Annotated in this window: 26 protein-coding genes; 9 read left to right on the top strand and 17 right to left on the bottom strand. The window is 72.4% G+C overall.

Annotation, left to right across the window (positions count from 1 at the left end; translation table 11 throughout):
* Positions 1–12: 12 nt before the first annotated feature.
* The 7 genes from ACN27J_RS23525 to ACN27J_RS23495 form a co-directional block, all read right to left on the bottom strand.
* Complete coding sequence (locus ACN27J_RS23525) at positions 13–1,881, bottom strand: LamG-like jellyroll fold domain-containing protein (protein ID WP_421369562.1); 1,869 nt, start codon at positions 1,879–1,881, stop codon at positions 13–15.
* 96 nt (positions 1,882–1,977) lie between these two features.
* Positions 1,978–2,760: an ABC transporter ATP-binding protein gene (locus tag ACN27J_RS23520; protein ID WP_421369560.1), complete on the bottom strand. Its 783-nt coding sequence runs from the start codon at positions 2,758–2,760 to the stop codon at positions 1,978–1,980.
* Complete coding sequence (locus tag ACN27J_RS23515) at positions 2,757–3,830, bottom strand: FecCD family ABC transporter permease (RefSeq protein WP_421369558.1); 1,074 nt, start codon at positions 3,828–3,830, stop codon at positions 2,757–2,759. The genes ACN27J_RS23520 and ACN27J_RS23515 overlap by 4 nt, the downstream gene beginning before the upstream one ends.
* Complete coding sequence (locus tag ACN27J_RS23510; protein ID WP_421369556.1) at positions 3,827–4,609, bottom strand: class I SAM-dependent methyltransferase; 783 nt, start codon at positions 4,607–4,609, stop codon at positions 3,827–3,829. The genes ACN27J_RS23515 and ACN27J_RS23510 overlap by 4 nt, the downstream gene beginning before the upstream one ends.
* An 11-nt stretch (positions 4,610–4,620) precedes the next feature.
* Positions 4,621–5,628 (bottom strand): ABC transporter substrate-binding protein, encoded by a 1,008-nt coding sequence (locus ACN27J_RS23505; RefSeq protein ID WP_421369554.1) that lies wholly within the window; start codon positions 5,626–5,628, stop codon positions 4,621–4,623.
* A gap of 50 nt (positions 5,629–5,678) precedes the next feature.
* Positions 5,679–6,164: an NADPH-dependent F420 reductase gene (locus ACN27J_RS23500; protein WP_421369552.1), complete on the bottom strand. Its 486-nt coding sequence runs from the start codon at positions 6,162–6,164 to the stop codon at positions 5,679–5,681.
* A 23-nt stretch (positions 6,165–6,187) separates the two neighbouring features.
* Positions 6,188–6,874: an SDR family NAD(P)-dependent oxidoreductase gene (locus ACN27J_RS23495; protein ID WP_421369550.1), complete on the bottom strand. Its 687-nt coding sequence runs from the start codon at positions 6,872–6,874 to the stop codon at positions 6,188–6,190.
* A gap of 134 nt (positions 6,875–7,008) precedes the next feature.
* Between ACN27J_RS23495 and ACN27J_RS23490 the strand changes: the two genes are divergently transcribed.
* On the top strand, positions 7,009–7,620 hold the full coding sequence (locus ACN27J_RS23490; RefSeq protein ID WP_421369548.1) for a TetR/AcrR family transcriptional regulator: 612 nt from the start codon (positions 7,009–7,011) through the stop codon (positions 7,618–7,620).
* A gap of 54 nt (positions 7,621–7,674) precedes the next feature.
* Here the strand turns inward: ACN27J_RS23490 and ACN27J_RS23485 are convergent, their stop codons facing one another.
* The 5 genes from ACN27J_RS23485 to ACN27J_RS23465 all read right to left on the bottom strand — a co-directional run bounded on the left by ACN27J_RS23485 (position 7,675) and on the right by ACN27J_RS23465 (position 11,171).
* The gene (locus tag ACN27J_RS23485) at positions 7,675–8,514 is read right to left on the bottom strand and encodes a glutaminyl-peptide cyclotransferase (protein ID WP_421369546.1); all 840 of its coding nucleotides are present in this window, start codon (positions 8,512–8,514) and stop codon (positions 7,675–7,677) included.
* A 149-nt stretch (positions 8,515–8,663) separates the two neighbouring features.
* Entirely contained in the window at positions 8,664–9,647 is a 984-nt protein-coding gene (locus ACN27J_RS23480) for an NAD(P)-dependent alcohol dehydrogenase (protein ID WP_421372412.1), read from the bottom strand.
* A 32-nt stretch (positions 9,648–9,679) separates the two neighbouring features.
* A complete protein-coding gene (locus tag ACN27J_RS23475) occupies positions 9,680–9,967 on the bottom strand; it encodes a hypothetical protein (RefSeq protein ID WP_421369544.1) in 288 nt (95 codons plus the stop codon).
* Positions 9,967–10,320, bottom strand: coding sequence for an ArsR/SmtB family transcription factor (locus tag ACN27J_RS23470; RefSeq protein WP_421369542.1), 354 nt, complete (start codon positions 10,318–10,320; stop codon positions 9,967–9,969). The genes ACN27J_RS23475 and ACN27J_RS23470 overlap by 1 nt, the downstream gene beginning before the upstream one ends.
* A gap of 101 nt (positions 10,321–10,421) precedes the next feature.
* On the bottom strand, positions 10,422–11,171 hold the full coding sequence (locus ACN27J_RS23465; protein WP_421369541.1) for a TetR/AcrR family transcriptional regulator: 750 nt from the start codon (positions 11,169–11,171) through the stop codon (positions 10,422–10,424).
* Positions 11,172–11,292: 121 nt separating this feature from the next.
* Here ACN27J_RS23465 and ACN27J_RS23460 point away from each other — a divergent pair, with 121 nt between their 5' ends.
* The 3 genes from ACN27J_RS23460 to ACN27J_RS23450 are packed head-to-tail and all read left to right on the top strand — an operon-like array spanning position 11,293 to position 13,530.
* Entirely contained in the window at positions 11,293–12,255 is a 963-nt protein-coding gene (locus tag ACN27J_RS23460; protein WP_421369539.1) for an ATP-binding cassette domain-containing protein, read from the top strand.
* A complete protein-coding gene (locus ACN27J_RS23455; RefSeq protein WP_421369538.1) occupies positions 12,248–12,994 on the top strand; it encodes an ABC transporter permease in 747 nt (248 codons plus the stop codon). Before ACN27J_RS23460 ends, ACN27J_RS23455 begins: the two co-directional genes overlap by 8 nt.
* A 41-nt stretch (positions 12,995–13,035) precedes the next feature.
* Positions 13,036–13,530 carry an NUDIX domain-containing protein gene (locus ACN27J_RS23450; RefSeq protein WP_421369536.1) on the top strand — a complete coding sequence of 165 codons (495 nt, stop codon included), beginning with the start codon at positions 13,036–13,038 and terminating at the stop codon, positions 13,528–13,530.
* A gap of 37 nt (positions 13,531–13,567) precedes the next feature.
* On the opposite strand, the gene ACN27J_RS23445 is transcribed toward ACN27J_RS23450, so the two are convergent.
* Both ACN27J_RS23445 and ACN27J_RS23440 read right to left on the bottom strand, forming a co-directional pair.
* Complete coding sequence (locus ACN27J_RS23445) at positions 13,568–15,151, bottom strand: MDR family MFS transporter (protein ID WP_421369534.1); 1,584 nt, start codon at positions 15,149–15,151, stop codon at positions 13,568–13,570.
* Positions 15,148–15,657, bottom strand: a complete 510-nt coding sequence (locus ACN27J_RS23440) for a MarR family winged helix-turn-helix transcriptional regulator (protein WP_123606360.1) — start codon at positions 15,655–15,657, stop codon at positions 15,148–15,150. The genes ACN27J_RS23445 and ACN27J_RS23440 overlap by 4 nt, the downstream gene beginning before the upstream one ends.
* 309 nt (positions 15,658–15,966) lie before the next feature.
* Here ACN27J_RS23440 and rfaE2 point away from each other — a divergent pair, with 309 nt between their 5' ends.
* The 3 genes from rfaE2 to ACN27J_RS23425 are packed head-to-tail and all read left to right on the top strand — an operon-like array spanning position 15,967 to position 18,865.
* Positions 15,967–17,514, top strand: a complete 1,548-nt coding sequence (gene rfaE2 / locus ACN27J_RS23435; protein ID WP_421372409.1) for a D-glycero-beta-D-manno-heptose 1-phosphate adenylyltransferase — start codon at positions 15,967–15,969, stop codon at positions 17,512–17,514.
* Positions 17,511–18,440: a glycosyltransferase gene (locus ACN27J_RS23430; protein ID WP_421369532.1), complete on the top strand. Its 930-nt coding sequence runs from the start codon at positions 17,511–17,513 to the stop codon at positions 18,438–18,440. Before rfaE2 ends, ACN27J_RS23430 begins: the two co-directional genes overlap by 4 nt.
* Positions 18,437–18,865, top strand: coding sequence for a DUF2267 domain-containing protein (locus tag ACN27J_RS23425; RefSeq protein WP_421369530.1), 429 nt, complete (start codon positions 18,437–18,439; stop codon positions 18,863–18,865). The genes ACN27J_RS23430 and ACN27J_RS23425 overlap by 4 nt, the downstream gene beginning before the upstream one ends.
* On the opposite strand, the gene ACN27J_RS23420 is transcribed toward ACN27J_RS23425, so the two are convergent.
* Positions 18,794–21,031 carry an MMPL family transporter gene (locus tag ACN27J_RS23420; RefSeq protein ID WP_421369528.1) on the bottom strand — a complete coding sequence of 746 codons (2,238 nt, stop codon included), beginning with the start codon at positions 21,029–21,031 and terminating at the stop codon, positions 18,794–18,796. The genes ACN27J_RS23425 and ACN27J_RS23420 overlap by 72 nt on opposite strands.
* A gap of 193 nt (positions 21,032–21,224) precedes the next feature.
* Here ACN27J_RS23420 and ACN27J_RS23415 point away from each other — a divergent pair, with 193 nt between their 5' ends.
* The gene (locus tag ACN27J_RS23415; protein ID WP_421369526.1) at positions 21,225–22,433 is read left to right on the top strand and encodes a sensor histidine kinase; all 1,209 of its coding nucleotides are present in this window, start codon (positions 21,225–21,227) and stop codon (positions 22,431–22,433) included.
* Positions 22,430–23,104 carry a response regulator gene (locus ACN27J_RS23410; RefSeq protein WP_421369524.1) on the top strand — a complete coding sequence of 225 codons (675 nt, stop codon included), beginning with the start codon at positions 22,430–22,432 and terminating at the stop codon, positions 23,102–23,104. The genes ACN27J_RS23415 and ACN27J_RS23410 overlap by 4 nt, the downstream gene beginning before the upstream one ends.
* Here the strand turns inward: ACN27J_RS23410 and ACN27J_RS23405 are convergent.
* Together ACN27J_RS23405 and ACN27J_RS23400 are read right to left on the bottom strand one after the other, a co-directional pair.
* Positions 23,079–24,341 (bottom strand): glycosyltransferase family 9 protein, encoded by a 1,263-nt coding sequence (locus ACN27J_RS23405; protein ID WP_421369522.1) that lies wholly within the window; start codon positions 24,339–24,341, stop codon positions 23,079–23,081. The two genes, ACN27J_RS23410 and ACN27J_RS23405, sit on opposite strands and share 26 nt — an antisense overlap.
* Complete coding sequence (locus ACN27J_RS23400; RefSeq protein WP_421369520.1) at positions 24,338–24,946, bottom strand: Hsp20/alpha crystallin family protein; 609 nt, start codon at positions 24,944–24,946, stop codon at positions 24,338–24,340. Before ACN27J_RS23400 ends, ACN27J_RS23405 begins: the two co-directional genes overlap by 4 nt.
* Positions 24,947–24,994 lie beyond the last annotated feature (48 nt).

The raw sequence follows: 24,994 nt of genomic DNA, 5'->3' as shown, positions 1-24,994 counted from the left end.
CTCAGCGAACGGTCACCCGATCGGGCCACCCGCCATTCCTGACATCCGGGCGATCATGGTCTCGTCGGCGGCTCCCGCGTACACCCGGACCTCGTCGACGACGCCGGTGAGGTACTGGCCGAAGCTCCCGTTGTGCAACGCCCGGCCCACCTGCAGGCCGCCGTTCGCCCGCCAGCTGGCCGTGTAGGCGGCAGTGCCAGTCGCGGAGAGTCGGCCGTCGACGTAGAACCGCACCTCCTGGCGCGCCGAGTCGTAGACCACCGCCAGGTGCTGGCCGAAGTAATCCCATTCCGGGTAGGTCAGGTTGTCCTGTATGACTGTCGACGCCGGGTCGGTGGTGTCCTGGTGTGGCAGGACCAGCTCCCAGCGATTCGACGCGGCGTTGCAGCGGATGACGAACCCGCTGGCCGTCGTACCAGCCTGGGACAGCACCGCCTGATCGGTGTCTCCGCAGTTCGGGCCCGGCAACCGCACCCGTACGCCGACGGTGAAGCTGCGGTCGGTCACCCCGACCGGTCCGTCGGTCTGCGCCCAATCGTCGACTCCGTCGAGCACCAGATGCCCATCGCCTACCAGCGGGGTCTCAACGAACGGGTCCTCGTCCATATCCGGGGTATACAGGTGCGAATCGCCATACAACCGCAGGTCCGCACCGCCGCCGTACTCCGGGCTGTCGCCGTCGGTGGCCTCGTCCAACGGCCAGTAGCCGAACGAGGTCGTCGGCCGAGCCGACAGGTCCCGCACCTCGCGGGACACCAGTACGCGGTCAAAGACCGCGACGTCGGCCAAGTCTCCGGCCCAGCCCGCGGTGTAGCCGCTGCCGCTGACGGCGCGACCGATCTGCACCGCGCCCTGCGACGCCCACACCGACTGACGCTGCGCCACCGGTTGCTCGTCGCCGTGGACGTACAACGTCATCGTGGTCAGCTCCGGATCGTACGCGGCAGCCAGGTGGGTCCACTCGCCGAGAGCGACCGGCGCGGTGCTGGTCACCGACGACACCGCCGGTGAAGGCGAGTCCGATGCAGCGATCCCGAACGCCCACCGGCCACTGTCTGCGTCGAAGCCGAGGGTGAAGCCGGGTACGTCGGTGCCGTCCTGGCTGACCGCGACCCGGTCGACCGAGTCGTCGGTCAACCGCACCCAGGCGCTGGCACCGAACCCGGTCGACGTGTCGATCAGGCCGGAAGTGCTGGTAGCCAGGTAGCTGTTAGCCGCGTCGCCGGTGAGTCGGGCCGCCCCGCCGAGTTGGCACTGCGCGCCCAGGTCAGCGCACTCCGACCCGGGAACGCCGAACGTGACGCCGCTGCCGGCGGCCGCCGGGTGGTTGCCGCGCGCGTCCGCCGCCGACGTGGCACCGGCCGCGTCGTCGAGCGGCCACTCGCCAGCAGCGAGCCGAGTCGGTACGGAGAACAGGCAGTATGCGATCGGCGAACGTCCTCCGGCGGCGTCAACCGCCTGCACGGTGACTGAGGTCGTCCGGTCCTGCACCGGCATCCAGCGCAGCGACACCGGCGCACCGATGCTCGCGGGCACCAGGACGTTGTCCGGCAAGGGGTTGGTGTTGAAGCCGTACAGGTACTTGACGACCTGAGGGGACGGCGAGTGGAAGGTGAAGGTGCCGTACACACCGATCGACCCGCGATGCTGGTTGTCCTCGGCGCAGGCGCTGGTGTGTTCGTCGGCGTCGAGCGGCAGGTACTCCGGCGAGTCGATGTCCGGCGCGATCGGCGCGACGACGTTGCTCGACGTCGCAGTTTCGTGCCCGGTCGGTCCGGCCACCGCCGGAGCGGCGGCCACGGCGTGCACCCCGAGCACCATCACGATCAGCACCGCAAGCCGCCGCAGCCCGCGCACGGATGCACCACGATCCAATGTCATCTGCTACTCCCCGTGCCAGACCTTGGAACCGATCGGCCGTCACGCTACGGGGCTGATCGCTCACTGTCAATGAGTAAACCATGGTTCCCAATTCGGCTAGCCTGAGTGAACTGAGTCGATACTCTGACGTAGATGGACGCGGGTAAGACCGACCGAGTCCACATCGATGTCGGCGGTCACCTGGTAGACCTCGGCGATCCGGGCTGGCGTCAGCACCTGCGCCGGCGGCCCGGCCGCCGCCACCCGCCCGGCGTGCAGCAGCACGATCTGATCGCAGAACCGGGCCGCCAGGTTGATGTCGTGCAGCGCCGCTATCACGGTCGTCGATCCGGCCGCCAGCCGCTCCAGCAGGTCCAGCTGGTGGCGGATGTCCAGGTGGTTGGTCGGCTCGTCGAGCAGCAGCACCTGCGGCTGCTGCAGCAGCGCACGGGCGATGTCGACCCGCTGCCGCTCCCCGCCGGACAGCGACGACCAGCGACGGTCCCCGAACCCGGGCAGCCCGGCGTCGGCCAGCGCCTGCTCGGCGGCGGCGACCTCCGCCGCCGTGGTCGCGGCGAGCAGCGGGCGGTGCGGGATCCGGGCCAGCAGCAGTACGTCACGTACCGACATGTCCACGTCGGCCGCCGTGTGCTGGGTGACCAGGGCCAACGTCCGGGCCAGCGCCCGGCGCGGGATGGATCGGGTGTCGACCCCGTCGAGCAGCACCCGCCCGGTGTCCGGCCGCTGCAGGCCGGCGAGCACCCGCAGCAGGCTGGACTTTCCGGAGCCGTTCGGGCCGAGCAGCCCGACCAGGGCGCCGTCGGGCGCGTCGAGGGTGACGTCGGCGAGCAGCGGCTTCCCGCGTACCGCCCAGCTGATCTTCTCGGCGCGCAGTCTCATGCCGGCGCCTGCCGACGGCGGATGAGCAGCGCGAACGCCGGCACCCCGAGCAGTGCGGTGACCACCCCGACCGGCACCTCCTGCGGCGCGAACACGGTCCGGGCGGCGGTGTCCGCCCAGATCAGGAAGGTAGCGCCGATGATCGCGCAGGTGGGCAGCAGGATCCGGTGCCGGGAGCCGACCAGGAACCGGGCGGCGTGCGGCACGGTCAACCCGACGAAGCCGATCGCGCCGCTGGCCGCGACGAGGACCGCCGCAAGCAACGCCGTGGTGGTGAACAGCGCCGCCCGGACCTTCGCCGGGGCGAAACCGAGGGACTGGGCGACGTCGGTGCCGTAGGTGAACGCATCGAGCGCCGGGGTGGCCGCCCAGCAGATTCCCACCGCGACGGTGGTGACGGCGGCGGCCAGCGCCACCGACGGCCAGCTCGCCATGGTCAGCGAGCCGAGCAGCCAGAAGGTGACGCCCCGGGTCTGCTGCGGCGAGGCGGCCGAGACCACGATCAGGCTGGTGACGGCGGCGAAGAGTTGGCCGACGGCGACCCCGGCGAGCAGGATCCGGGACGGTTCGGTCCATCGTCGGCCGGCCATGGCCAGGGCGGCGGCGAACGCGGCGACGGCGCCGACGAACGCGCCGCCGGTCAGCGCGGCGGTGCCGACGCCGAGGCCGAAGACCAGCACCGACACCGCGCCGGTCGACGCCCCGGCGGAGATGCCCAGCAGGTACGGGTCGGCGAGCGGGTTGCGGGTCAACGCCTGCAGGACCGCGCCGCAGACCGCCAGCCCGCCGCCGACCAGGCCGGCGAGCAGCACCCTGGGGGTACGCAGGTTCCACACGATGCTGTCGGCCAGCGGCGGCAGCCCGGTCACCGGCAGTCCGAGGTGGACGGCGTGGGTGCGGAACACGTCGGCGACGGTCAGATCGGCGGTGCCGATCGTGGTCGCCCCGGCGACGCTGAGCGCCAGCGCGGCGACGGCGAAAATCAACACCGGTGCCCGGGTACGGGTGCCCCGTGCCACCCGCACCCGGGTCCGGGTGGTCGGCGGCGTTCGCGACGGGGTGAGGGTCATCGTCGGGCGAACACCACGTGGTCGTCGAGGTACTGCCAGATGGTGCCGACCTCGGCGAATCCGGCGGTACGCAGCGCGGCGAGGTGGAACTGCAGCGGCGAGTCCGGCTGCTGCGACCGGTCGGCGAAGCGCCGCCGCCGTTCGGCGGTCAGTGCGGCGAGGGCGGGGGTGCGGGCCGCCTCGGCGTGCCAGGCGTCGTAGCGCAGCGCTCCGGCGGCGAAGCCGGCCTGCTGGGTCTGCTCATCGTGCTGCCGGGCCAGCGTGGCCAGGGTCGGCTGCTCGGGGCCGAACCGCAGGTGGTCGGCGTTGAGCAGGATTCCGCCGGGGCGTAGCAGCCGGGCGGCGGCGGTGTAGACGGCGAGCAGTTGCGCCGGGGAGAGCCAGTGCAGGGCGGTGGAGCTGACCACCGCGTCGACGGTGTCGACGCCGAGCCGGTCGGCCCAGTCGTCGGCGACCAGGTCGAGGTCGCGTACGTCGGCGCGGTCGCCGTGGTCGGCGAGCGCGGCGGTGGCGATGCGCAGCAGCATCGGGTCGTAGTCGACGGCGACGCAGCGGGCGGCGGGCAGTTCGGTGAGCACCCGGTCGGTGAGGGCGCCGGGTCCGCAGGCCAGGTCGAGTACGGTGGCCGGCCGGTCGCCGAGGTGCAGCCGCAGCACGTCGCGCATCGCCTGGAAGCGGTTCTCCCGGTGGGCGACGTACGCCGTCTGCTGGGTGTCCCACAGGTCGAGCAGTCGACGCGCGTCGGCCGGGGTGAACTGGTCGGTCATCAGGTCGGTCATCAGATTGTTCCTCAGGAGTCGGTGAGCTGGGCGAGGCCGGCGGCGACCGCTTCGACGGCGGTGACGCTGCGTACGGACGGGTCCATCGACGAACCGGAGACGGTGATGAACCGGCCGGCCTTGACGGCGTCGAGTTCGGCGGTGGTCGGGTTGCTCCGCAGGTAGTCGATCTTTGCCTGGGCGCTGTCGCCGTCGCCGCCCCGGGTCAGGTCGGCCAGCACGATGACGTCGGGGTTGCGGGCGGCGATCTCCTCCCAGCTGCCGGCCGGCCAGGTCTGTTCGGCGTCACCGTAGGCGTTGGTGACGCCGAGCTGGGTGCTGATCGCGTCGGGCAGCCCGCCGGAGCCGGCCACGTACGGGGTGGCGGTGCCCGAGTAGTACCAGAGCAGGCTGGTGTCGGCCGGTGCGGTGGCGGCCGCGATGGCGGCGTCGAGCCGGCCACGCTGGTCGGCGACGAGCTCCTCGCCCCGCTCGGTGACGCCGAAGATGGTGGCGATCTCGGTGATCTCGGCGAAGATGCCGTCGAAGTCGACCGCGCTCTCGCCGGTGGCGGGGTCCTCGCAGGCGAACCGGGACAGGTAGGCGGGGATGTCGAGGGCCGCGAGGTCCGCGCGGGGGCCGGCGGCCTCCGGGCTGTACGCGGAGGTGAAGGTGGAGTAGACGAAGTCGGGCGCGGCGTCGAGGACGGCTTCGCGGTTGGGGTAGAGGTCGGCGAGCACCGGTACGGCCGCGTAGTCGTCGGCGAGTTCGGGCAGCACCGGGTCGGTCTGGTAGCTGGTGCCGATCATGCGGTCGGCCAGGCCGAGGCTGAGCAGGATCTCGGTGGCGTTCTGCTCCATGGCGAGGGCCCGGCGCGGCGGTGCGGCGATGGTCAGCGTGGTGCCGCAGTTGGTGATCTCGACGACGTCGGCCGGGGTCGTGGCGGTGCCGGCGTCGGCGTCGGGGCTGGCGGTGGCGCAGCCGGCCAGGCCGACCGCCAGCACCACCGCCAGCCCGGCAGAAACGGTAACGGTTTTCATGTCGGCAAGCTAGCATGGTCAAACCGCAGGTCAACCCAGGGGTCCGCAGGTCAGCCCGGGATCACCCGCCGCGCCTTGCTCAGGTTGACGATCAACTCGTCACGGTTCTGATGTGCGTGCCGGAGCCAGACGGGCTGGCCCGGACCACTGCGCCAGGACTCGCTCAGCGGGCTGTTGTCGACGGTGTCGAACCCGAACTGGTCGTACAGCCGGGTCACCAGCGCCACGGCGTCCGGGAAGTCACTCGACACCGACAGCGCCAGCCGGTCGGGGGCACCCGCTGGCCGGCCGGCGGTGAGCAGCCGGGGAGCCTGGATATCGGTGAACGCCTTGGCGACCTTGGACGTCGGGAGTTGTTCCTGACGTAACTCGTGGACCGTCTTCTCGCCGGAGTCGAGGACCGGGATGTTGCCGTCGCGCCAGACGACCTGGTAGCCGACCGACACCGCCGCCCGCGCGATCTGGCTGCCGACCTCGCCGGCACCGATGATCCCGATCGTCGTTCCCACCGGCCGCGTCTTCGGCCGGTCAGTCACTGTCCCTCCCCCTCTCCTGCCCGTTACCAGCTCAGCGGACCGGACTCGTCGTGGAACGTCCCGGTGGGACCGTCGGCGTCGAGGGTGGCCCAGTGCACGATGACCCGGGCGCTGTCCGCCGCCGGCCGTCCGCCGGGCATGGCGGCCGTCATGTCGGTGGCGGTGAAGCCGGGTTCGACCGCGTTGAACCTGATGCCCGGCTCAGACTTGGCGTACTGGACGGTGAGCATGGTGGCCGCCGCCTTGGATGCCGCGTACAGCGCCGCCGGTAGACCGAACTCCGGGCGCTGCGGGTTGGTCACCGCCCAGAAGGAACCCATGCTGCTCGACACCGTGACCACCGTGGCGTTCGCGGACTTGCGCAGCAGCGGCAACGCCGCCTCGGTGACGCGGTAGATGCCGACCACGTTGGTGTCGAACACCCGCAGGGCCGCCGGCCCGTCGGCGGCGTCGAGTCCGAGGAGGCCCGCGTTGTTCACCAGGATGTCGAGGCGGCCCTCGGCCGAGGCGACCACCGCCAGGGCGTCGCGTACCGATGCGTCGTCGGTGACGTCGAGCTGCACGAACCGCGCGCCCAGCGTCGTGGCGGCCCGCTCGCCCCGCTCGACGTCGCGGGCGCCCAGGTAGACGGTGTGGCCCAACGCGAGAAGCTGCCGGGCGGTCTCGAAGCCCAGACCCTTGTTGGCGCCGGTGACCAGTGCGACTGACATGTGTCTCCTCCCAGCGGCGGCGGAACCAGTCCGCCCCCATTCTGTACCGATCGGTTGGGAGGAACCGTAACAGATTCTGTACCGATCGGTTGGTGAGCCCGGTCACGATCTGTACCGAGCGGTAAAGTAGGCGCATGGGCACAGGGACGCACCCCGCCGGCCGACCGCGCGCCTTCGACGAGGAGGCGGTCCTCGACCGGGCCACGGAGGTCTTCTGGCGGTACGGCTACGAAGGCACCTCGCTGAGCACCCTCACCGCCGCGATGGGCATCAACCGGCCGAGCCTGTACGCCGCGTTCGGCAGCAAGGAGCAGCTGTTCCAGCGCGCCTTCGCCCGCTACCACGAAACCCAGCTGGCCGCCGTCCGCGCAGCCCTCGACCAGCCCACCGCGTACGCCGCGATAGCAGCGTTCCTGCGCGCCAGCGCCGACAAACTCACCTCCGCAGGCCACCCCGGCGGCTGCCTCTCCGTCCAGGGCGGCCTGACCTGTTCACCGGAGAACACCCGGATCTCCCAGGTCCTGGCAGCCGGCCGGGCCGCCACCGAAGCAGCCGTCGCCGAACGGCTGTCCCGCGCCGCCGAGGAAGGCGACCTGCCCGACGGGGTGGACGCCCGAGCGCTGGCGCGGTTCGTGATGGCGCTCAGCGAAGGCCACGCCGTCCACGCCGCAGCCGGCGCCAGCCGCGAGGAGCTGCAGGCCTCCGTCGACATCGCGCTCCGCGCCGTCGTCGGTGCACCCCGCTGACCAGCGACTCCAGCGACTCCAGCGACTCCAGCGCCGACGGCGTCGGGCCAGAACTCAGGAGCCCGGGACGAACCGGACCCGGAACAGCGCCGGCCAGTACTTGCCGGTGATCAGGAAATCATCGGTGCCGGGCACCGCCGCGATGCCGTTGAGCACGTCCGCACCGGCCCGCTCCGCACCGGTCAGCAGGTCACCGGCGTCGACCTCGGCGACCACCTGCCCGGTCGCCGGGTCGATCCGGACGATCTCGTCGGTCCGCCAGACGTTCGCCCAGACCTGACCGTCGACGCACTCCAGCTCGTTGATGTCACGCAGCGGCGCGCCGTCGCGGGTCACCGTGACCGACCCGGTCGGGTCGAACGTGGCCGGGTCGCGGAAGGTGAGCCGGTCGGTACCGTCGCTCATCACCAGCCGGTCCGCGGCGTCGTCGTGGCAGATGCCCCAGCCCTCGCCGTCGTAGGTCACCTCGCGCAGCACGTCGAGGGTTTCCCGGTCGCGCTCGTACGCGACCCCCTCCCGCCAGGTAATCTGCCAGATGCGCGACTCCAGCACGGTGATGCCCTCACCGAAGGCGGTCTCCGGCAGGCTCACCCGGTGCCGCACCGTGCCGCTGGCCAGGTCGACGACCCGCAACTCGGACTCGCCGTACTGGCCGGTGCCCTCGTACAGGTCCGATCCGGCCAGCTCCAGCCCCTGGGTGAACGCGGCGGTGTCGTGCGGGTAGCGGGCCAGCACCTCGACCCGCAACTGCTCGGTGGGCGTGGCCGACGCGGCCCGCTCGGGGACGACCGGCACCAGCGCCGGCTCGGCGGACCGCGACCCGGTGCATCCCGCCGTGGCGGCGACCGCCGCGACGGCGGCCAGCAGCGCCACGACCCGTCGCCAATCCAGCACGCCAGCCACCTCCGATCCGCTCACGGCTCCACCCCCCGCACACGGCTCCGCTCCGTCGTCCCGGTCGCCGAGCTGCGTCGTCCGGTCGTCGACAAGTGTCGCGCACCGGCGGCCGGGCCGGGTGCCCGGAGCCGACCACCGCGTGTCGATCATGACCCGCCCGGGGTCACCTCGACGACGATCTTCGACCGGGGATGCTCCTCGACGAAGAACCGCACCGCCTCGGCCGCGCGGTCCAGCGGAAACGTCCGCTCCACCGGGAGGACCATCCGGCCGGCCTCGATCAACTCGGTCAGCTCCCGCAGCGGCTGCGGCCCGGGTGCGGCCAGGAAGCCGACCACCCGTTGGCTGACGAACGGTGCCCAGACCTTCGACCGCAGCAGCCGGCCCACCGGGCCGAACCAGCGACTGCCCGTGCCGCCGCACAGGACCAGCGTCCCGCGCGGGGTCAGCGCCCGGCGGCAGTCGGTCAGCCGGTGCCGACCCGCCACGTCGAAGATCAGATCCCACTGCCGACCCGACCGGGTGAAGTCCTCGCGGGTGTAGTCGATCACGTCGTCCGCGCCGAGTGAGCGCACCAGGTCGACGTTGCGGTCCCGGCAGACCCCGGTGACCTCGGCACCGAGCGCCTTGGCGAGCTGCACCGCGAAGGTGCCGACCCCACCGGAGGCCCCGTTGACCAGCACCCGTTGACCGGGCTGGAGCCGGCCGTGGTCCCGCAACCCCTGCCAGGCGGTTACCCCGGCGAGTGGCACCGTCGCCGCCTGCACCGGGGTGACGTTCGCCGGGGTACGCCAGGCCCGGTCGGCGGGGACGGCGGCGTACTCGGCGAAGCTGCCACTGTCGATCTCGGCGTACACCCGGTCACCGGGACGGAACCCGGAGACCGCCGCCCCGACCGCGACAACCTCGCCGGCGACGTCGCGCCCGCGTACCTTCGCCCGGGGGCCGGACAGGCCGAAGGCCAACCGGGCGAGATACGGCTCACCGGTGACGAACACCAGGTCGGCGTAGTTGACCGAGGCAGCCTGTACCCGTACCAGCAGGTCTTTGTCCGTGATGGACGGACACGGCAGCTGCCGCACGGTCAGCACCTCGGCGGACCCGTAGCGGTCCTGGACGACGGCCCGCATGGTGTCGGTGACCGGGGTGGTCCGACCGGCGCTCATTCGACGGTCCGCAGGATCTGCTCGATGGCGCTGGTCCGGGTCCGCAGCTCGGCCAGGTCGGCCGCGACCCGCTGCTGCGCGTCGACCGAGTTCTCGGCGAGCTGCTCGTAGCGGCGCACCAGTTGGCGCATCGCCTCCTCCTGCCCGGCCAGGGTCCGGGTCTTGCGGAACTCGTGCAGAGTGGACAGGATCGCGATGACCAGGATGACGGCCAGCGTCATCGCCCCAAGGGCGAGTGCCGTCTCCGGCCAGGTCGCTGCGGTCTGCGCCGCGTTGGCGTACATCAGGACTTCTCCTTACGCGCGGGGCCCGCTGCCGACGGGTCCGGTCCGGTGAGGGTCGCCGCCGCCGCGGCGAGCGTCGACGGGGTCAGGTGCAGGGTGAAATCGGCGACTTCGTAGTACTTCATGGCTTTGCCGTCCTCGGACAGCTCGAGACTTCCGACGATCAGGCCGGCGGCTTCCAGTCGCTGCAGGTGCATGTGCAGCAGCGGGCGGCTGATGCCGATCTCACGGGAGAGGTGGCTGACGTAGTCCCGACCGGCGGCGAGCCGGCCGATGATCCGCAGCCGCAGCGGGTTGGCCAGCGCCGCCAGCTTCTCGACCAGATCGTCACCGGAGGGCGTGGCCGATGTCATCGCTCTCCTTCACATGTCATGTTTTTCTGACAGGTGAAAGCGTAACAGGTCAGGGCCAGCCCGCCAACGGGCGTGAGATCAGCCGGCTTCGTCGGCGCGGTTCAGTCGGTCTTGCGGGCGCGGATCAGCACCTCGATGCCGTCCAGCACCCGGTCCAGCGCGAACCGTAGGTCCTCGTACTCACCGTCGTCCGGCTGCTCGAAGATGCCGCTGGCGACGATCTCGCTCATCGCCGGGAACCGCTCTTCGTCGATCAGCCGGGACAGCCGTCCCCCGTAGTCGGTCAGGTTGCCGGCGTTCGGCCCCCGGTACGCCTCGGCCAGCTGCAGCGCCAGGACCATCTCGCCACGCACCAGGTTTGCGATCAGCAGGACCACGGCGAGCCGTTCGGCCGGATCCAGGCCGGTCCCGGCGAGCCGGCGCAGCGCGTTGTCCGCCCAGGCCACCGCGTTCGGGGTGATCGGCGGCCCGCTGACCGGCACCTGGATGATCCACGGATCCCGCCGGTAGACGTCGGTCACGGCCCAGGCCCAGCGACCCAGCCCGGCCCGCCAGTCCTCGTCCGGCCCGATCGGCGGAGGATCGCCGTAGACGGCGTCCACCATCAGCTCGACCAGCTCGTGCTTGGCGGAGACGTAGCGGTAGAGGGACATGGTCGCCGCGCCGAGCTCTTTGGCGACCCGGCTCATCGACACCGCGCCGATCCCCTCCGCGCGGGCCACCGCGACGCCGGCGGCCACCACCCGGGCCAGGGTCAGCGCCGGTCGCGGCCCCTTCTGCGGCCGGTCCCGCAAACCCCAGGCCGCCTCGATGCTCGCCGGCAGTCCCGTCCCGGTCCCGGTCTCCGCCATCGTCGCGCCGCCCTTTCCATCCACCGCCGATGCCACGTGTTGCCGGACGATCCAACTGCGTATACCGTACGCTTAAGCGTATGTCGTACGCAGAAGATCGACCGACCCGGGGGAGCATCCCATGGAGGACAACCTGGCGGTGCGGGCGACCGCCCTGACCAAGGCGTACGGCCGGCACACCGTGCTGGCCGGAGTGGACATCGCCGTACCCGCCGGCAGCATCTTCGCGCTGCTCGGCCCGAACGGCGCCGGCAAGACCACCACCGTACGGATCCTGGCCACCCTGCTACGGCCGGACAGCGGCCAGGCCCAGGTCGCCGGCTTCGACGCGGTCCGGCAACGCCGACAGGTACGCCGGGCGATCAGCCTCACCGGCCAGCACACCGCGATCGACACCCTGCAGACCGGCCAGGAGAACCTGCGGATGCTCGGCCGGCTCGCCGGGCTGTCCCGCACCGACGCACAGCGACGCGCCACCGAACTGCTGCACCGGTTCGACCTCGTCGACGCCGGCCGCCGCCGAGTCGGCACCTACTCCGGCGGGATGCGGCGCCGGCTCGACCTCGCCGCCGGCCTGGTCGGCGCACCGTCGGTGCTGTTCCTCGACGAGCCGACCACCGGCCTCGACCCGCGCAGCCGGCAGGACCTGTGGCAGGTCATCACCGAACTGGCCGCCGGCGGCGCCACCGTCCTGCTCACCACCCAGTACCTAGAGGAGGCCGACCAACTGGCCGACCGCATCGCCGTGCTCGACGGCGGCCAGGTGGTCGCCGAAGGCACCCCCGACGAGCTGAAACACCGGGTCGCCGGGCAACGGCTCGACCTGACCGCCACCGACCAGGCCGCCTTCAGCCAACTCGTCGCCCGCGCCGGCGGCCGGGCCGGCGCCGTCGCCCCCGACCGGCTGCTGGTCAGCATGCCCACCGACGGCAGCGCCGGACACGTGCGGGCGCTGCTCGACGACATCGACCCCGGACGCGACACCGTCGCCCGGTTCACCGTGCACGCCGCCAGCCTCGACGACGTGTTCCTCGCCCTCACCGGACGCGCCACCAGCCAGGAAAGCGAGCCCACCCGTGTCTGACGTCACCGTCATGTCGCAGCGCAGCCTGCGGATCAGCCTACGCAACGTCGACGGGCTGATCACCGCGCTGATGCTGCCGGTCATGCTGATGCTGCTGTTCGTCTACCTGTTCGGCGGCGCGATCCAGACCGGCACCCGGTACGTCACCTACGTCGTGCCCGGCGTGATCCTGCTCTGCGCCGCGTACGGCGCGTCGATGACCGCCGTCTCGGTCGCCAGTGACATGAGCGAAGGAGTCATCGACCGGTTCCGCTCGATGGACGTCCCCGGGGCGGCGATCCTCGCCGGTCACGTCGCCGCGAGCAGCCTGCGCAACCTCGCCTCCGCCGGGATCGTGCTGGCCGTGGCGTATCTGATCGGCTTCCGACCGCAGGCCGGGCCACTGCGGTGGCTCGCCGCGATCGGCGTACTGCTCGCTTTCATCGTGGCGCTGTCCTGGCTGTCGGCGGCGGTCGGCCTGCTCGCGAAGTCGGCCGAGGCGGCCAGCGGGTTCACCTTCTTCGTACTGTTCCTGCCCTATCCGAGCAGCGCGTTCGTGCCGATCGAGACGATGCCGACCTGGCTGCACGGCTTCGCCGAACACCAGCCCGCCACCCCGGTCATCGAAACCATCCGCGGACTGCTGCTCGACCAGCCGACCGGCTCCAGCGTCGGACCCGCCCTCGCCTGGTGCGCCGGTATCAGCCTGGTCTCGGTGGCAGCCGCCGCCCTGCTGTTCCAGACCCGCACCCGCCGCTGATCGAGGACCCAGGCGGCGCCCGCCTCGCCTAAGGTTGCTCCATGGCCAGCATCTCCTGGGCGGATTCGTACCTCGGGCAACTGCGGGCGCTGGCCGGCGACCGTACCTTGATGTTCGTCGGTGCCCGGTGCGTGGTCCGCGACGCCGACGACCGGGTGCTGCTGATCCGGCGGTCGGACAACGGGCTGTGGGCGCTACCGGCCGGCGCGATGGAACTCGGTGAGTCGATCGCCGGCTGCGCCGCCCGGGAGGTCTACGAGGAGACCGGGCTGCGGGCCGCCGGTGTCACCCCGTTCGCCATGCACACCGGCGCCGACTACACCTTCACCAACATGTTCGACGACACGTACCAGCTGTTCGTGGTCTGTTTCCGGGTCGACGGCTTCGCCGGCGACCTGCTGACCGTCACCGACGAGACCACCGACGCCGGGTTCTTCGCGCACGCCGAGATGCCGGCCCCGTTGGCCGGCACCGTCGGCGAGACCCTCACCGACCTGGCCGCCTTCGAGCACTCCGGCCAGCTGGTGCTGAAGTAGAGCCGGCACGGACCGGACCGTCCGGTCCGTCTCCGGACTATCCGGCGAGGTCGGCTGAGGTGGCCTGCGACTCGACCTCGCCGCGCAGCTCCCGGTCCGGCAGCACCAACGTGATCAGCACGGCGATCACCGCGACCAGGCCGGTCACCAGGAACACCGTGTGCAGCGACTCCACGAAGGCGTACTGGATGGCGTCCCGGACCGGGTCGGGCAACGCCAGGATCACCGCCGGCTGGTCGATCGAGATCTCCGCGCCTCCGGCGGCGGCGATGTCGGCGGCCTGCTCCGGTGGCAGCTGGGCGATCGCGGCCGGCATTCGGTCGGCCAGCTCGCCGGTCAGCCGGGCGTTGAGCACCGCGCCGAGGATCGCGACCCCGAACGAGCCACCCAGCGTCCGGAAGAAGGCGACCGTGGAGGTGCCGGCACCCAGGTCGCGCAGCGGGATCGCGTTCTGTACGGCGAGCACCAGCGACTGCATGGACAGCCCGAGCCCGACGCCGACCGCCACCATCACCACGAACGCCTGCCAGAGCGGGCTGGTCACCTCCAGCCGGGTGAAGAGCAGACCGCCGGCGACCAGCGCCCCCGAGCCGGCCACCGGGAACCACTTGTACCGGCCGTACCGGGTCATCGCCCGCCCGGCGGCCACCGAGGTGACGATGATGCCGGCCATCATCGGCAGCATCAGCAGACCACTGGCCGTCGGTGAGGCGCCCTTGACGATCTGCAGGTAGAGCGGGATGAAGATGATCGAGCCGAACATGGCCAGACCGAGCACGAAGCCGGCGGCGTTGGCCAGCGCGAAGGTCGGTTCCCGGAACAGCCTCAGCGGCAGGATCGGCTCGGCGACCCGGGACTCCTGGACGAGGAAGATCGCGGCGAGGACCGCGCCGACGGCGAACAGTCCGATGATCACCGGGGAGCCCCAGGCGTACTCGCCGCCGCCCCAGCTCAGCGCCAGCAGGATGGCGCTGACCCCGGCTACCAGCAGGGTCGCGCCGAGCCAGTCGATCGCGTGGTCCCGCCGCCGGAACGGGATCAGCCGCATCACGTACCAGCAGATGACCATCGCGATGATCGCCAGCGGCACGTTGATGTAGAAGATCCAGCGCCAGTTCGTCTCCGCGAAATAGCCGCCGGCCAGCGGCCCGGCCACCGACGACAGGCCGAAGACCGCGCCGAACAGGCCCTGGTAGCGCCCGCGGTCGCGGGGCGACACCACGTCCGAGATGATGGTGAACGCCAGGGTCATCAGGCCGCCGGCACCGAGCCCCTGCAGGCCCCGGGTGACGATCAGCTGGGTCATGTTCTGCGACATGCCGGCCAGCAGCGAGCCCAGCAGGAACATCCCGATCGCGAACAGGAACACCGGTCGGCGGCCGATCAGGTCGGCGGTCTTGCCGTACAGCGGCGTCGACGCGGTGGACGCCAGCAGATACGCCGTGACCACCCACGAGTAGTGGTTGATCCCGCCCAGCTCGCCGACGATGGTGGGCAGCGCCACCCCGACGATGGTCTGGTCGAGCGCGGCCAGCAGCATGCCGGTCATCAGGCTGGCCAGCAGCAGCAGGATCTGCCGGCGGCTGAGTGCCGGCGCGACCCGCTCCTCGGTGGTCGTCATTGTGGTGTTTCCCCTTCCCCCCGCGGACAGCGATCCGCCGGATCCGTCCCCCCGTAGCGGGTGGTGATCGTCTCGTTGAGCCGGGTCAACAGCCGCCCGAACTCGCTCATCTCGGCCGGGGTCCAGTCGGCCAGCAGGTCCCGCATCGCGCCCACCCAGACCGCCCGGTTGTGGGTGTAGACCTGCACGCCGAGCTCGGTCGCCGCGATCACGCTGGCCCGCCGGTCGGTGGGATCCGGCGTACGGGTGGCCAGCCCGGCCGCCTCCAGCGCGGCGACCTGGCGGCTCACCGTGGACAGGTCCAGGCCGAGGCCGTCGGCGAGCACGCTGAGCCGGGCTGGCCGGTCGCCGGCGATCCGCACCAGCAGGGTGTACGCCGCCCGCTCCAGCGGCGGGTCGAACCGCAGCCGTTGGTAGAACATGTGCACGGACCGGTGGAAGACGCCGAACTGCTTGCCGAGGGCGATGAGCTCCGCGTCGGGACCGGTCGGCGGGTCGGTGTGCACCGCCGATCTCACCCCATCCGATAGTTGCTTGCTACAAGCATTCTGCCATGCCGGGGCGGAAAGCCAACCGATTTATCTGTGATCCCCGACATGTACCGACCCGCACGTTTGACCGTGCCCGTCCCGGGCACCCGCTGCCCCATGCGGCCCTCGTCCAACGACCGGCGGCACCGCGCCGGCCTGGCTGGCCCCACCGGCCCGTCTGACGGCACCGGTCCCGCCGACCCCACCGGCCCGCCTGACGGCGCCGGACCCGCCGACCTCGTCGAGCTGTGGTCCGGGCGACCCGTCCTGGTCGTCGGGGACGCGATGCTCGACGAATGGCGGTTCGCCACCTCCACCCGGCTCTGCCGGGAGGCACCCGCCCCGGTGCTCACCCTGGACCGGCGGCAGGTCGCCGCCGGCGGTGCCGCGAACACCGCAGTCAACCTCGCCGCGCTCGGCGCCCGCCCACTGCTGGTCGCCCCGATCGGCGTCGACCAGGTCGGCGACCAGGTGGCGCGCTGCCTGCACCGGGCCGGCGTGCAGGACCGGATGATCGCCCAGCCGGGCACCCGTACCCCGGTGAAACGCCGACTGCTCGCCGCCGACCAGATCCTGCTCCGCGAGGACGACGGCGGCCCGGCCGGTCCACTCCCCGCCGAACAGGTTGAACGGCTGCTCGCCGCGCTCGTCGCCAGCACCGAGGAGATCCGGCTCGGCCCAGCCGAGCCGGATGTCGACGGCACCGGGGCGAATCCCGACGTGGTGCGGCCCGACCTGGTCATCTGCGACTACGGGCTCGGTGCGCTGCCCGACCGGATCCGGCAGTGGCTGATCCGGCACCGGGACCGCTACGGCACCGTCGCCCTCGACGCCCACGACCTCACCCGGTGGGCCGGACTGCGGCCGACGCTGATCACGCCCAGCATCGCCGAGGCCGCACCGGCCGTCGGCGAACCCACGCCGGACCGCGACCGGGTCGCCGCCGCCCGGCGACTGCTGCCCCGGCTGCACGCCGCAACCGGGGCGGACCTGGTGGCGGTGACCCTGGACACCGACGGCTCGGTGGTCGGCGACCGCAGCGGCGCCACGCACCACTGCCGTACCGAACCGGTCGCGGCCAGCCGGGCCGTCGGAGCCGGCGACGCCTATCTGGCCGCTCTCACCCTGTCGGTGGTCGCCGGCGCCACCCTGCCGGTCGCCGCCGAGCTGGCCCAGCTCGCCGCCGCGCTGACCGTGCGCGACTGCGGCACCTGCGTCTGCCACCGCGACACGCTGACCGCCGCGCTGACCGAGGCGTTCCCGGCCGCCGGCACCGACCCCGCCGACCTGGTCGAACAGGTACGCGTACAGCGTGCCGCCGGAGCCCGGATCGTCTTCACCAACGGCTGCTTCGACGTGCTGCACCGCGGTCACGTCGGCTACCTGGCGGAGGCCGCCGCCCTCGGTGACCTGCTGATCGTCGCCGTCAACTCGGACCACAGCGTGCGACGGCTCAAAGGGCCGGACCGGCCGGTCAACCCGGTCGAGGACCGGGTCGCCGTGCTCGCCGCGCTGACCAGCGTCGACCACGTGGTGGTCTTCGAGGAGGACTCCCCGGCCAGGCTGATCGAGCGGATCCGCCCGGACGTCTACGTCAAGGGCGGCGACTACCCGCCGGACATGGTGCCCGAAGCGCCGCTGGTCCGCCGGCTCGGCGGGGCGGTGCACATCCTCGGCTACGTCGCGGACCGGTCCACTTCGGCCGTCATCGACCGGATCCGGTCGGCAGCCGCTCCGATCGTCCCGGCCGGCGGGCCGGCCGGCCGGCCCGAAACGCACCCGGCACCCGAAGCACACCCGCAACCCGAAGCACACCCGGAAGGAGCCCGATGAGTCGACCGTTGCCGCCCGGGGACCCGGTCGAGTTCCGCCGCAACCGGCTGCTCGACGTACTCGTCCCGACCCGCAACCGACCCGCCGAGCTGGCCGCCACCCTCGCCGGGCTCGCCGCACAGGACGCCCCCGACGGGTTCGGCGTGGTGGTCAGTGACCAGTCCGACGGCGGACCGGCGTGGGCCGACCCGGCCGCCGCCACCATGGTCCGGGCGCTGCGGCACACCGGTCACCCGGTGCTGCTCACCCGGCGGCTGCCCCGGCGCGGACTGGCCGAACACCGGGCGTACCTGCTCAGTCTCTCCACCGCCCGGCTGGTGCTGATGCTCGACGACGACGTCTGGCTCGCCCCCGGCACCATCGGCCGACTGGTCACCGCGATCGCCGAACTGCGCTGCGGCTTCGTCGGCAACGCCGTACACGGATTGTCCTACCTGGATGATGTGCGGCCGCAGGACCACGACGGGTACGTCGAATGGGACGGCCGGCCGCAGCCGGAGCGGATCCGGCCCGGTACGCCGCAGTGGTCCCGGGCCCGGCTGCACTCGGCCGCCAACCTGCTGCACGTCACCGAACGGCTCCAGCTGGGCGAAGGCCAGTGGCGGGCGTACCGGGTGTCCTGGATCGGCGGGTGCGTGCTGTTCGACCGGGCCAAGCTGGTCGCCGCCGGTGGCTTCGACTTCTGGCCCCGGATGCCGGTCGACCACCAGGGCGAGGACGTCGCCGCCCAACTTTCGGTGCTCAGCCGCTACGGCGGTGCCGGCATCGTGCCCAGCGGCGCGTTCCACCTGGAATCGCCGACCACGGTCACCGACCGGCGGGTCGAATGCTGGCAGCTGCTGCTCGACGAGGAGGCCGCGGCCGGGTACGACCCGGCGGCGGCCGGCGGCGGGCCGCGCCACGAGCGGCAGGAGGTCGGGCCGTGACGGTACGGCTGGCCCGCCCGACCACCACGATCTGGCAGCTGGACGTGGCGGTGCTGCGTACCCTCGTCGAACTGCTGCCCGACGGCGAGGCGGCGCTGCTGGTCGACGCGCTGCCGCCGCTACTGGCGATGGCGGCCCGCCCGGACCCCGAGCACCGGCCGGACCGGGACGGAACCGCCGATGGGGCCGGAGCGGGGGCGCCGGAGCGGTTCGACGCCGCCGAGCTGGTCCGGCGGGTCCGCCGCCGGACCGCCCGGTACGACACCGACGACCGGACGGTACGCGACGGGGTGCGGTCCGCGTTGGACCGGATCGCCGGCTACTGCCCGGACGGGGTGCTGTACCGGGTGCAGCTACCGTTGCCCGACGACGTCCGGGAATTGTTCCCCCCGCCGGTCCAGGTGCGCGCCGTCGGCGCCGGCTGACGCCAGCCGCCGGGTGAGCCGCCCACCTTCGACATCGACGTTCGGCAGGACCCGGTCGAGCCACCTCGGCAGCCACCACGCGGACCGGCCGAGCAGCGACAGCACCGCAGGGACGATGGTCATCCGGACCAGCAGGGCATCGACGGCGACGCCGAAAGCGAGCGCGAACCCGAGCGACTTGACGACACTGTCCTCGGCGAGGATGAAGCCGGCGAAGACGCTGACCATGATCAGCGCGGCGGCGGTGACCACCCGGGCGCTGTGCCGCATGCCGGCGACCACGGCGTCGTCCGGGGCGGCGCCGTGTACATACTCCTCCCGGGCCCGGGTGACCAGGAACATTTCGTAGTCCATGGCCAGGCCGAACAGGATGCCGACCAGGAAGATCGGGATGAAGCTGACGACCGGACCGGTCGCGGCGATGCCGAGCAGGTCGGCGAAGTGGCCCTGCTGGAACACGAAGACCAGGGCGCCGAACGAGGCAGCCACCGACAGCAGGAAACCCGCCGCCGCCTTGATCGGCACCAGAACGCTGCGGAACACCAGCATCAGCAGAACGAACGCCAGGCCGACCACGACGGCCAGATAGGGCAGCAGCGCGTCGTCGATCTGCTTTGACACGTCCAGGTCGATCGCGGCCCGACCGGTGACGGACAACGCCGCGCCGCCGGTAGCCGCGCCGAGGTCCGGCTGGTGGGCGCGGATGGCACGGACCAGCTGCTTGGTGTCTTCACTGGTCGGCCCGTGCGCGGGCACGACCTGGAGGATCGCGGTGTCACCGGTCGGGTTCGCCGCCGCCGGGGTGACCGCCACGACGTCGTCGAGGCCGGCGACGTACCGCCGGGCCTGTTCGGCGGCGGCCATCGCCGCGCCGGGAGCGGTCTCCACCACGACGATCAGCGGACCGTTGACGCCGGCTCCGAAGCCGGCGGCAAGCTGGTCGTACGCCTTGCGCTGCGTTGACTCGGGGGCGGCGGTGCCGGCGTCGGGCAACGCCAACGTCAGGTCGAGCGCGGGGATCGCGGCGACACCGGCCGCGACGACCGACAGGATCAGCGCCGGCACCCGGTGGCGTACCACGCCGCGCGCCCAGCGTTCGCCGAACGGGATCCGGCTGCCGGTGGGCCGGCGCCGCTGGGCCCTGGGCAGGACCCGGCGGCCGGCGAAGCCGAGCAGGGCCGGCAGCAGGGTCAGGCTGATCAGCACCGCCACGGCGACGGTTCCGGCGGCGGCGATCCCCATCGCGGTCAGGAACGGGATCCGGACCACGGCGAGCGCGGTCAACGCGATGACCACGGTCAGGCCGGCGAAGACGACGGCGGACCCGGCGGTGCCGACGGCCCGACCGGCGGCCTCCGCCGCGTCGCGGCCCGGATGTTCGGTCGCGTCGCGGTCGGCGGCGAGCTCGTGCCGGTAGCGGGAGATGACGAACAGGGCGTAGTCGATCCCGACGGCCAGGCCCAGCATGGTGGCCAGGGCGGAGGTGTTCGAGGTCAGGTCGAGGAAGCCAGAGGCGATCCCGATGCCGAGCAGGCCGACGGCGACCCCGATCAGCGCGGTCAGCAGCGGCAGGCCGGCGGCGGTGAGCGAACCGAAGGTGATCAGCAGGACCACGGCGGCCACCAGCAGACCGAACGCCTCGGCGGCGGCGCCCTCCTCGGCCTCGGTGACCACATCGCCGGAGTACTCGACGCCGATGCCGGCCCGCCGGGCGGTGTCGCCGGCGGCGAGCAGCGCCGCCCGGGACTCGGCGGTCACCTCGTGATCGTCCACCGCGTAGGAGACGTCGGCGTACCCGGTCCGGCCGTCCGGCGCGATCGTCTGCGTCTCGTACGGGTCGTCGACCGTCGCGACCTGCGGTAGTCGCCGCAGCTCGGCGACCGTGGCCCGGACAGCCGCCTGCTCGTCGGGGCCGGTCAACGTCGCGTCGCCCGGCACGGTGAACACCACCTTCACCGAGGCGGTGGTGCCGGTGCCGAACTTCTCGCCCAACACGTCCATCGCCCGCCACGACTCCGAGCCGGGCAGGGACAGGGCGTCGCTGGTCGGCCCGGACAGTTTGGCCGCGCCGAGCCCGAACGAGACGAGCAGGACCACCCAGACGACCAGGGTCAGTCGGCGGTGCCGGAAACTCGCCCGCCCGAGCCGGTAGAACAAGGTCGCCACGACCATCCTCCGTTGCTGGTGAAACCCCGGGATTCAGGGGTGGTTACACGATCGCGGGGGGCGGGCGGGTGCGTCGTCCGACCGGTGCAGGCGGCTGTGTACTGCGGATGCGGTAGCCGCGTAGGTCGCCGGTACCGCAGGAACAGGTCGCTGGGGACCGGCCCGGCGTTCTACCGTCGTGACCGTGTCAGCGGTGCGCAGTCGACGGAGTTTCCAGCCCTACGACCGCTACCGTGGCCTGCTGGGCGACTACCGTGGCCTGCTCGGCGACGTGGTGCTGACCGCGACCGGGGTGCTGTCGGTGCTGTTCATCGGCGTCACCTCGACCCACCCCGCGATGACGGTGCTGGCGGTGCTGTGCGCCGCGCTGGCCCTCATCCGCCGGTGGCGACCGGTCCCGGTGCTGACCGCCGCCACTGTGCTCGCCATGATCACCATCACGCTGGGTCGCCCACCGGACGGACTGTTCATCGCCGTCGGGCTGCTGACCTACTCGGCCGTGCTGTACAGCCCGCGTCGCCGGCCGTGGTTCTACGCCGGGCTCGTCTGGGCTGCGCTGATGGCCACCGGCACGGTCGTTCACCTGCTCGGCTGGTGGAACACCGAGCAGCTCACGGTGGCGGCGATCATCTTCGGCGGTGCCGGGGTGGGCGACTCGGTCCGGATGCGCCGCGCGTACGTCGCCGAGGTCACCGAACGGGCCCGGCAGGCGGAGCTGTCCCGGGAGGAGGAGGCCCGCCGCCGGGTGGTCGACGAGCGGCTGCGCATCGCCCGGGAGCTGCACGACGTCGTCGCCCACCACATCGCGGTGATCAGTGTGCACGCCGGCGCCGCCGACCATGTGCTGCGCCACCAGCCGGACCGGGTGTGGCCGGTGCTCGGGCACATCCGTACCGCCGCCGACACCGTCCTGGCGGAGATCAAGTCGGTGATCAGTGTGCTCCGCGACCCGGACGAGGTACGCGACGCCGAACCGGCCCCGGGTCTGGAACGGGTGCCGGACCTGCTGGCCGGGATGGCGGCCACCGGGTTCGCCGTACGGCACCGGCAGCGCGGCGAGCCCCGGCCGCTGCCGGCGGTGGTCGACCTGGCCGCGTACCGCATCGTGCAGGAGGCGTTGACCAATGCCCACCGGTACGGTGACGGCGGTGCCGACCTCGACCTCGAGTACGCCGCCGACACGCTCCGCGTCGAGGTCACCAACCGGGTCACCGCCGGATCCGGTCCGGGTACCGGATCCGGCCGGGGTACCGGGTTCGGGCTGCTCGGCATGCGGGAACGCGCCACCGCCGCGAACGGCACGATCACCGCCGGACCGACCGGCGACGGCATGTTCCGGGTACGCGCCGAGCTGCCCGCCGGCACCACCGAGGACCGGCACCACCGAGGAGAGGTGACGTGACCATCCGGGTTCTGCTCGCCGACGATCAGGCACTCATCCGCGCCGGGTTCCGGATGATCGTGGACGCGGCGCCGGGGCTGGAAGTCGTCGGTGAGGCCGCCGACGGCGCCGAGGCCGTCGAGCTGTGCCACCGCCACCGGGTCGACGTCGTCCTGATGGACATCCGGATGCCGCGGGTCGACGGCATCGAGGCGACCCGGCGCATCGGCGCCGACGAACGCCTCGCCGGAGTCCGGGTGCTGGTGCTCACCACGTTCGACAACGACGACAACGTGATCCACGCTCTCCAGGCCGGGGCGAGCGGATTCCTGGGCAAGAACGTGGCCCCCGGTGATCTGGTCACCGCCATCCGGGTGGTCGCCGACGGCGAGGCGCTGCTGTCGCCCCGGGCCACCCGTGGGCTGGTCAGCCGGCTGATCCGCGACCTCCAGCCGTCGGTGCGGCAGCCACCGGAGCTCGACCTGGTCACCGACCGGGAAAAGGAGATCCTGCTGCTGGTCGCGCATGGACTGTCCAACACTGACATCGCCGAACGGCTGCATCTGTCGCCGCTGACCGTCAAGACCCACATCAACCGTACGATGATCAAGCTGGCCGCCCGGGACCGGGCGCAGCTGGTGGTGTTCGCCTACCGGCACCAGCTGGTCAGACCGGGCGACCCGCCGCCCTGACGGCGGCCGGCACCCGGGCGGACCGTCGGTGCCGGCCGCCCGGTGCGCCGGATGCCGCAGGGGCCAACTCCAGCACCGCGTCGACCACCTCGGCGACCGGCACGTCGGTGACGAACGACTCCTGATGGCCGCAGCTGCGCCCGCCGCCCCGGGCCGGGAAGCCGACCGTACTGACGTCCATCCCGCACACCGGGCAGTGGATGGTGAACGCGGCCAGCGGGCGGTGTCGGCCACGTACCGGCGGAGCACCGTTGAGCAGGTTGCCGATCCAGTAGATGCCCACCGTCGGCGCGCCGACCGCCGCCGCCAGGTGCAGCGGGCCGGTGTCGTTGGCGACCAGCACCGCGCAGCCGGCCAGCAGCCCGGCCAGGCCACCCAGGCTCAACTCGTCCACCACGGTCCGCACCGGCCGGGCCGTCGCCGCGCTGACCTCGGCGACCACGTCCCGCTCCGGCCCGGTGCCGGTCACCAGCACCTCGAAACCGCGATCGGTCAGCGCGTCGGCGACCGCCGCGAACCGTTCCGCCGGCCACCGTCGGCGCGGGTCGCTGGCCCCCGGATGCAGCACCGCCCTGGGCTGCCGGGCCGGGCCGAGCACCCGGTCCGCCTCGGCCCGGTCGGCGCCGGTCACCGGCACCTTGGGCTGCAGCGTCACCGGTTCGGCGCCGACCAGCCCGGCCACCTCCAGGTAGCGGAACACCTCCGGCTGGTAGTAGACGTACCGGATCCAGCGGTCCAGCGGCGGCGCGTCGGCCGCCCGCAGCCCGGCGGTGACCCGCGCGCCCAGCGCCGCGACCAGCGGATTGCTGTTGCGCCCGCCGCCGTGCAACTGCACCGCCAGGTCGAACGACTCACGCCGGGCCCGGTCCAGGAACTGGGTCATCGTGACCGGCTCGTCGTCGGGCTGCGCCGCCCGGATACCGTCCGCGGCCGGCACCACCAGCACCCGGTCCACCGGGCCCGGCCGGTCGGCCACTGGCCGGGCATCCAGCCAGCGGGCATGCCAGGGCGCGCCGAGCAGCACCAGCTCCGCCTGCGGGTACGCGGCCCGCAACGCCGTCAACGCCGGTACGGCGAAAATGAAGTCACCGAGCGCGTTGGCGCGCAGCACCGCGATCCGGTGCACGTCCGGCACCAGTCGGTCACTGGCCGCGTCGACGGTCAGGCCCAGCGTGGCCGGCCGGGCCGGGCCGGCGGTCAGGCCCGGTGCTGCCGGCCGGGCCGGGCCGGCGGTCATCGCGCGGTGCTGGCCTGCTGCCGCTGCGGGTCCGCCTCACCCGCGTACGGATGGTGCATCTCCCGGTCGGCGGCCGGATCGATCTCCTCGGCGGCGATTCCGGCGCCGTCCGTGGTGATCCGGACCTGTTCGGCGCGGCCGGACCGGGCAGCCGCCGAACCGGCGGTCGGCTGCTGGTGCTGCGGCCGGCCCACGGTGATCGACCGGCGGCCACCCGGCTCGGCCCGGGGCATCGTGACGGTGAGCAGTCCGTGGTCCATCACCGCGTCCATCCGGTGTACGTCCACCCCGCTGGGCAGGCGCAGCCGGTACTCGAAGCCGCGCTCGGTCGAACCGGTCTCCGCCAGCCCGTTGTCGACGTTGACCTCCTGCTCGGACCGGCCCCGCAGGCACAGGTCCGCGCCGTCGATCTCGACCGCCACCTCTTCCGGTGCGACGCCGGGCAGCCGGGCGACCACCCGCCAGCCGTCGTCGGTGTCCAGCAGCTCGACCTCGGGTACGCCGGCGTCGCCGCCGAAGACCCGGCCCAGCTCCGACCAGAGCGACTGCAGACTGCCGATCGGATCCCAGCCGCGTTCCTGCATCTGGTCGCGGGGTTGGCTCATCGGACACCTCCCGTGCGGTTCGGCCGGGCGGGAGGGTGGACCCGCCCG

The organism is Solwaraspora sp. WMMB762 (genome assembly GCF_049179115.1).
In the GTDB taxonomy this organism is placed as follows: domain Bacteria; phylum Actinomycetota; class Actinomycetes; order Mycobacteriales; family Micromonosporaceae; genus Micromonospora_E.
This window is presented reverse-complemented; position numbering and strand designations above follow the sequence as displayed.

Excerpts from the sequence above, each read along its gene's own strand:
- ACN27J_RS23400 (WP_421369520.1), bottom strand. The coding sequence starts at position 24,946 with ATGAGCCAACCCCGCGACCAGATGCAGGAACGCGGCTGGGATCCGATC.
- ACN27J_RS23525 (WP_421369562.1), bottom strand. The coding sequence starts at position 1,881 with ATGACATTGGATCGTGGTGCATCCGTGCGCGGGCTGCGGCGGCTTGCG.
- ACN27J_RS23430 (WP_421369532.1), top strand. The coding sequence starts at position 17,511 with ATGAGTCGACCGTTGCCGCCCGGGGACCCGGTCGAGTTCCGCCGCAAC.
- ACN27J_RS23495 (WP_421369550.1), bottom strand. The coding sequence starts at position 6,874 with ATGTCAGTCGCACTGGTCACCGGCGCCAACAAGGGTCTGGGCTTCGAG.
- ACN27J_RS23450 (WP_421369536.1), top strand. The coding sequence starts at position 13,036 with ATGGCCAGCATCTCCTGGGCGGATTCGTACCTCGGGCAACTGCGGGCG.
- ACN27J_RS23490 (WP_421369548.1), top strand. The coding sequence starts at position 7,009 with ATGGGCACAGGGACGCACCCCGCCGGCCGACCGCGCGCCTTCGACGAG.
- ACN27J_RS23460 (WP_421369539.1), top strand. The coding sequence starts at position 11,293 with ATGGAGGACAACCTGGCGGTGCGGGCGACCGCCCTGACCAAGGCGTAC.
- ACN27J_RS23465 (WP_421369541.1), bottom strand. The coding sequence starts at position 11,171 with ATGGCGGAGACCGGGACCGGGACGGGACTGCCGGCGAGCATCGAGGCG.
- ACN27J_RS23520 (WP_421369560.1), bottom strand. The coding sequence starts at position 2,760 with ATGAGACTGCGCGCCGAGAAGATCAGCTGGGCGGTACGCGGGAAGCCG.
- ACN27J_RS23510 (WP_421369556.1), bottom strand. The coding sequence starts at position 4,609 with ATGACCGACCTGATGACCGACCAGTTCACCCCGGCCGACGCGCGTCGA.
- ACN27J_RS23475 (WP_421369544.1), bottom strand. The coding sequence starts at position 9,967 with ATGTACGCCAACGCGGCGCAGACCGCAGCGACCTGGCCGGAGACGGCA.
- ACN27J_RS23480 (WP_421372412.1), bottom strand. The coding sequence starts at position 9,647 with ATGCGGGCCGTCGTCCAGGACCGCTACGGGTCCGCCGAGGTGCTGACC.
- ACN27J_RS23505 (WP_421369554.1), bottom strand. The coding sequence starts at position 5,628 with ATGAAAACCGTTACCGTTTCTGCCGGGCTGGCGGTGGTGCTGGCGGTC.
- ACN27J_RS23515 (WP_421369558.1), bottom strand. The coding sequence starts at position 3,830 with ATGACCCTCACCCCGTCGCGAACGCCGCCGACCACCCGGACCCGGGTG.
- rfaE2 (WP_421372409.1), top strand. The coding sequence starts at position 15,967 with ATGCTCGACGAATGGCGGTTCGCCACCTCCACCCGGCTCTGCCGGGAG.
- ACN27J_RS23405 (WP_421369522.1), bottom strand. The coding sequence starts at position 24,341 with ATGACCGCCGGCCCGGCCCGGCCGGCAGCACCGGGCCTGACCGCCGGC.
- ACN27J_RS23470 (WP_421369542.1), bottom strand. The coding sequence starts at position 10,320 with ATGACATCGGCCACGCCCTCCGGTGACGATCTGGTCGAGAAGCTGGCG.
- ACN27J_RS23445 (WP_421369534.1), bottom strand. The coding sequence starts at position 15,151 with ATGACGACCACCGAGGAGCGGGTCGCGCCGGCACTCAGCCGCCGGCAG.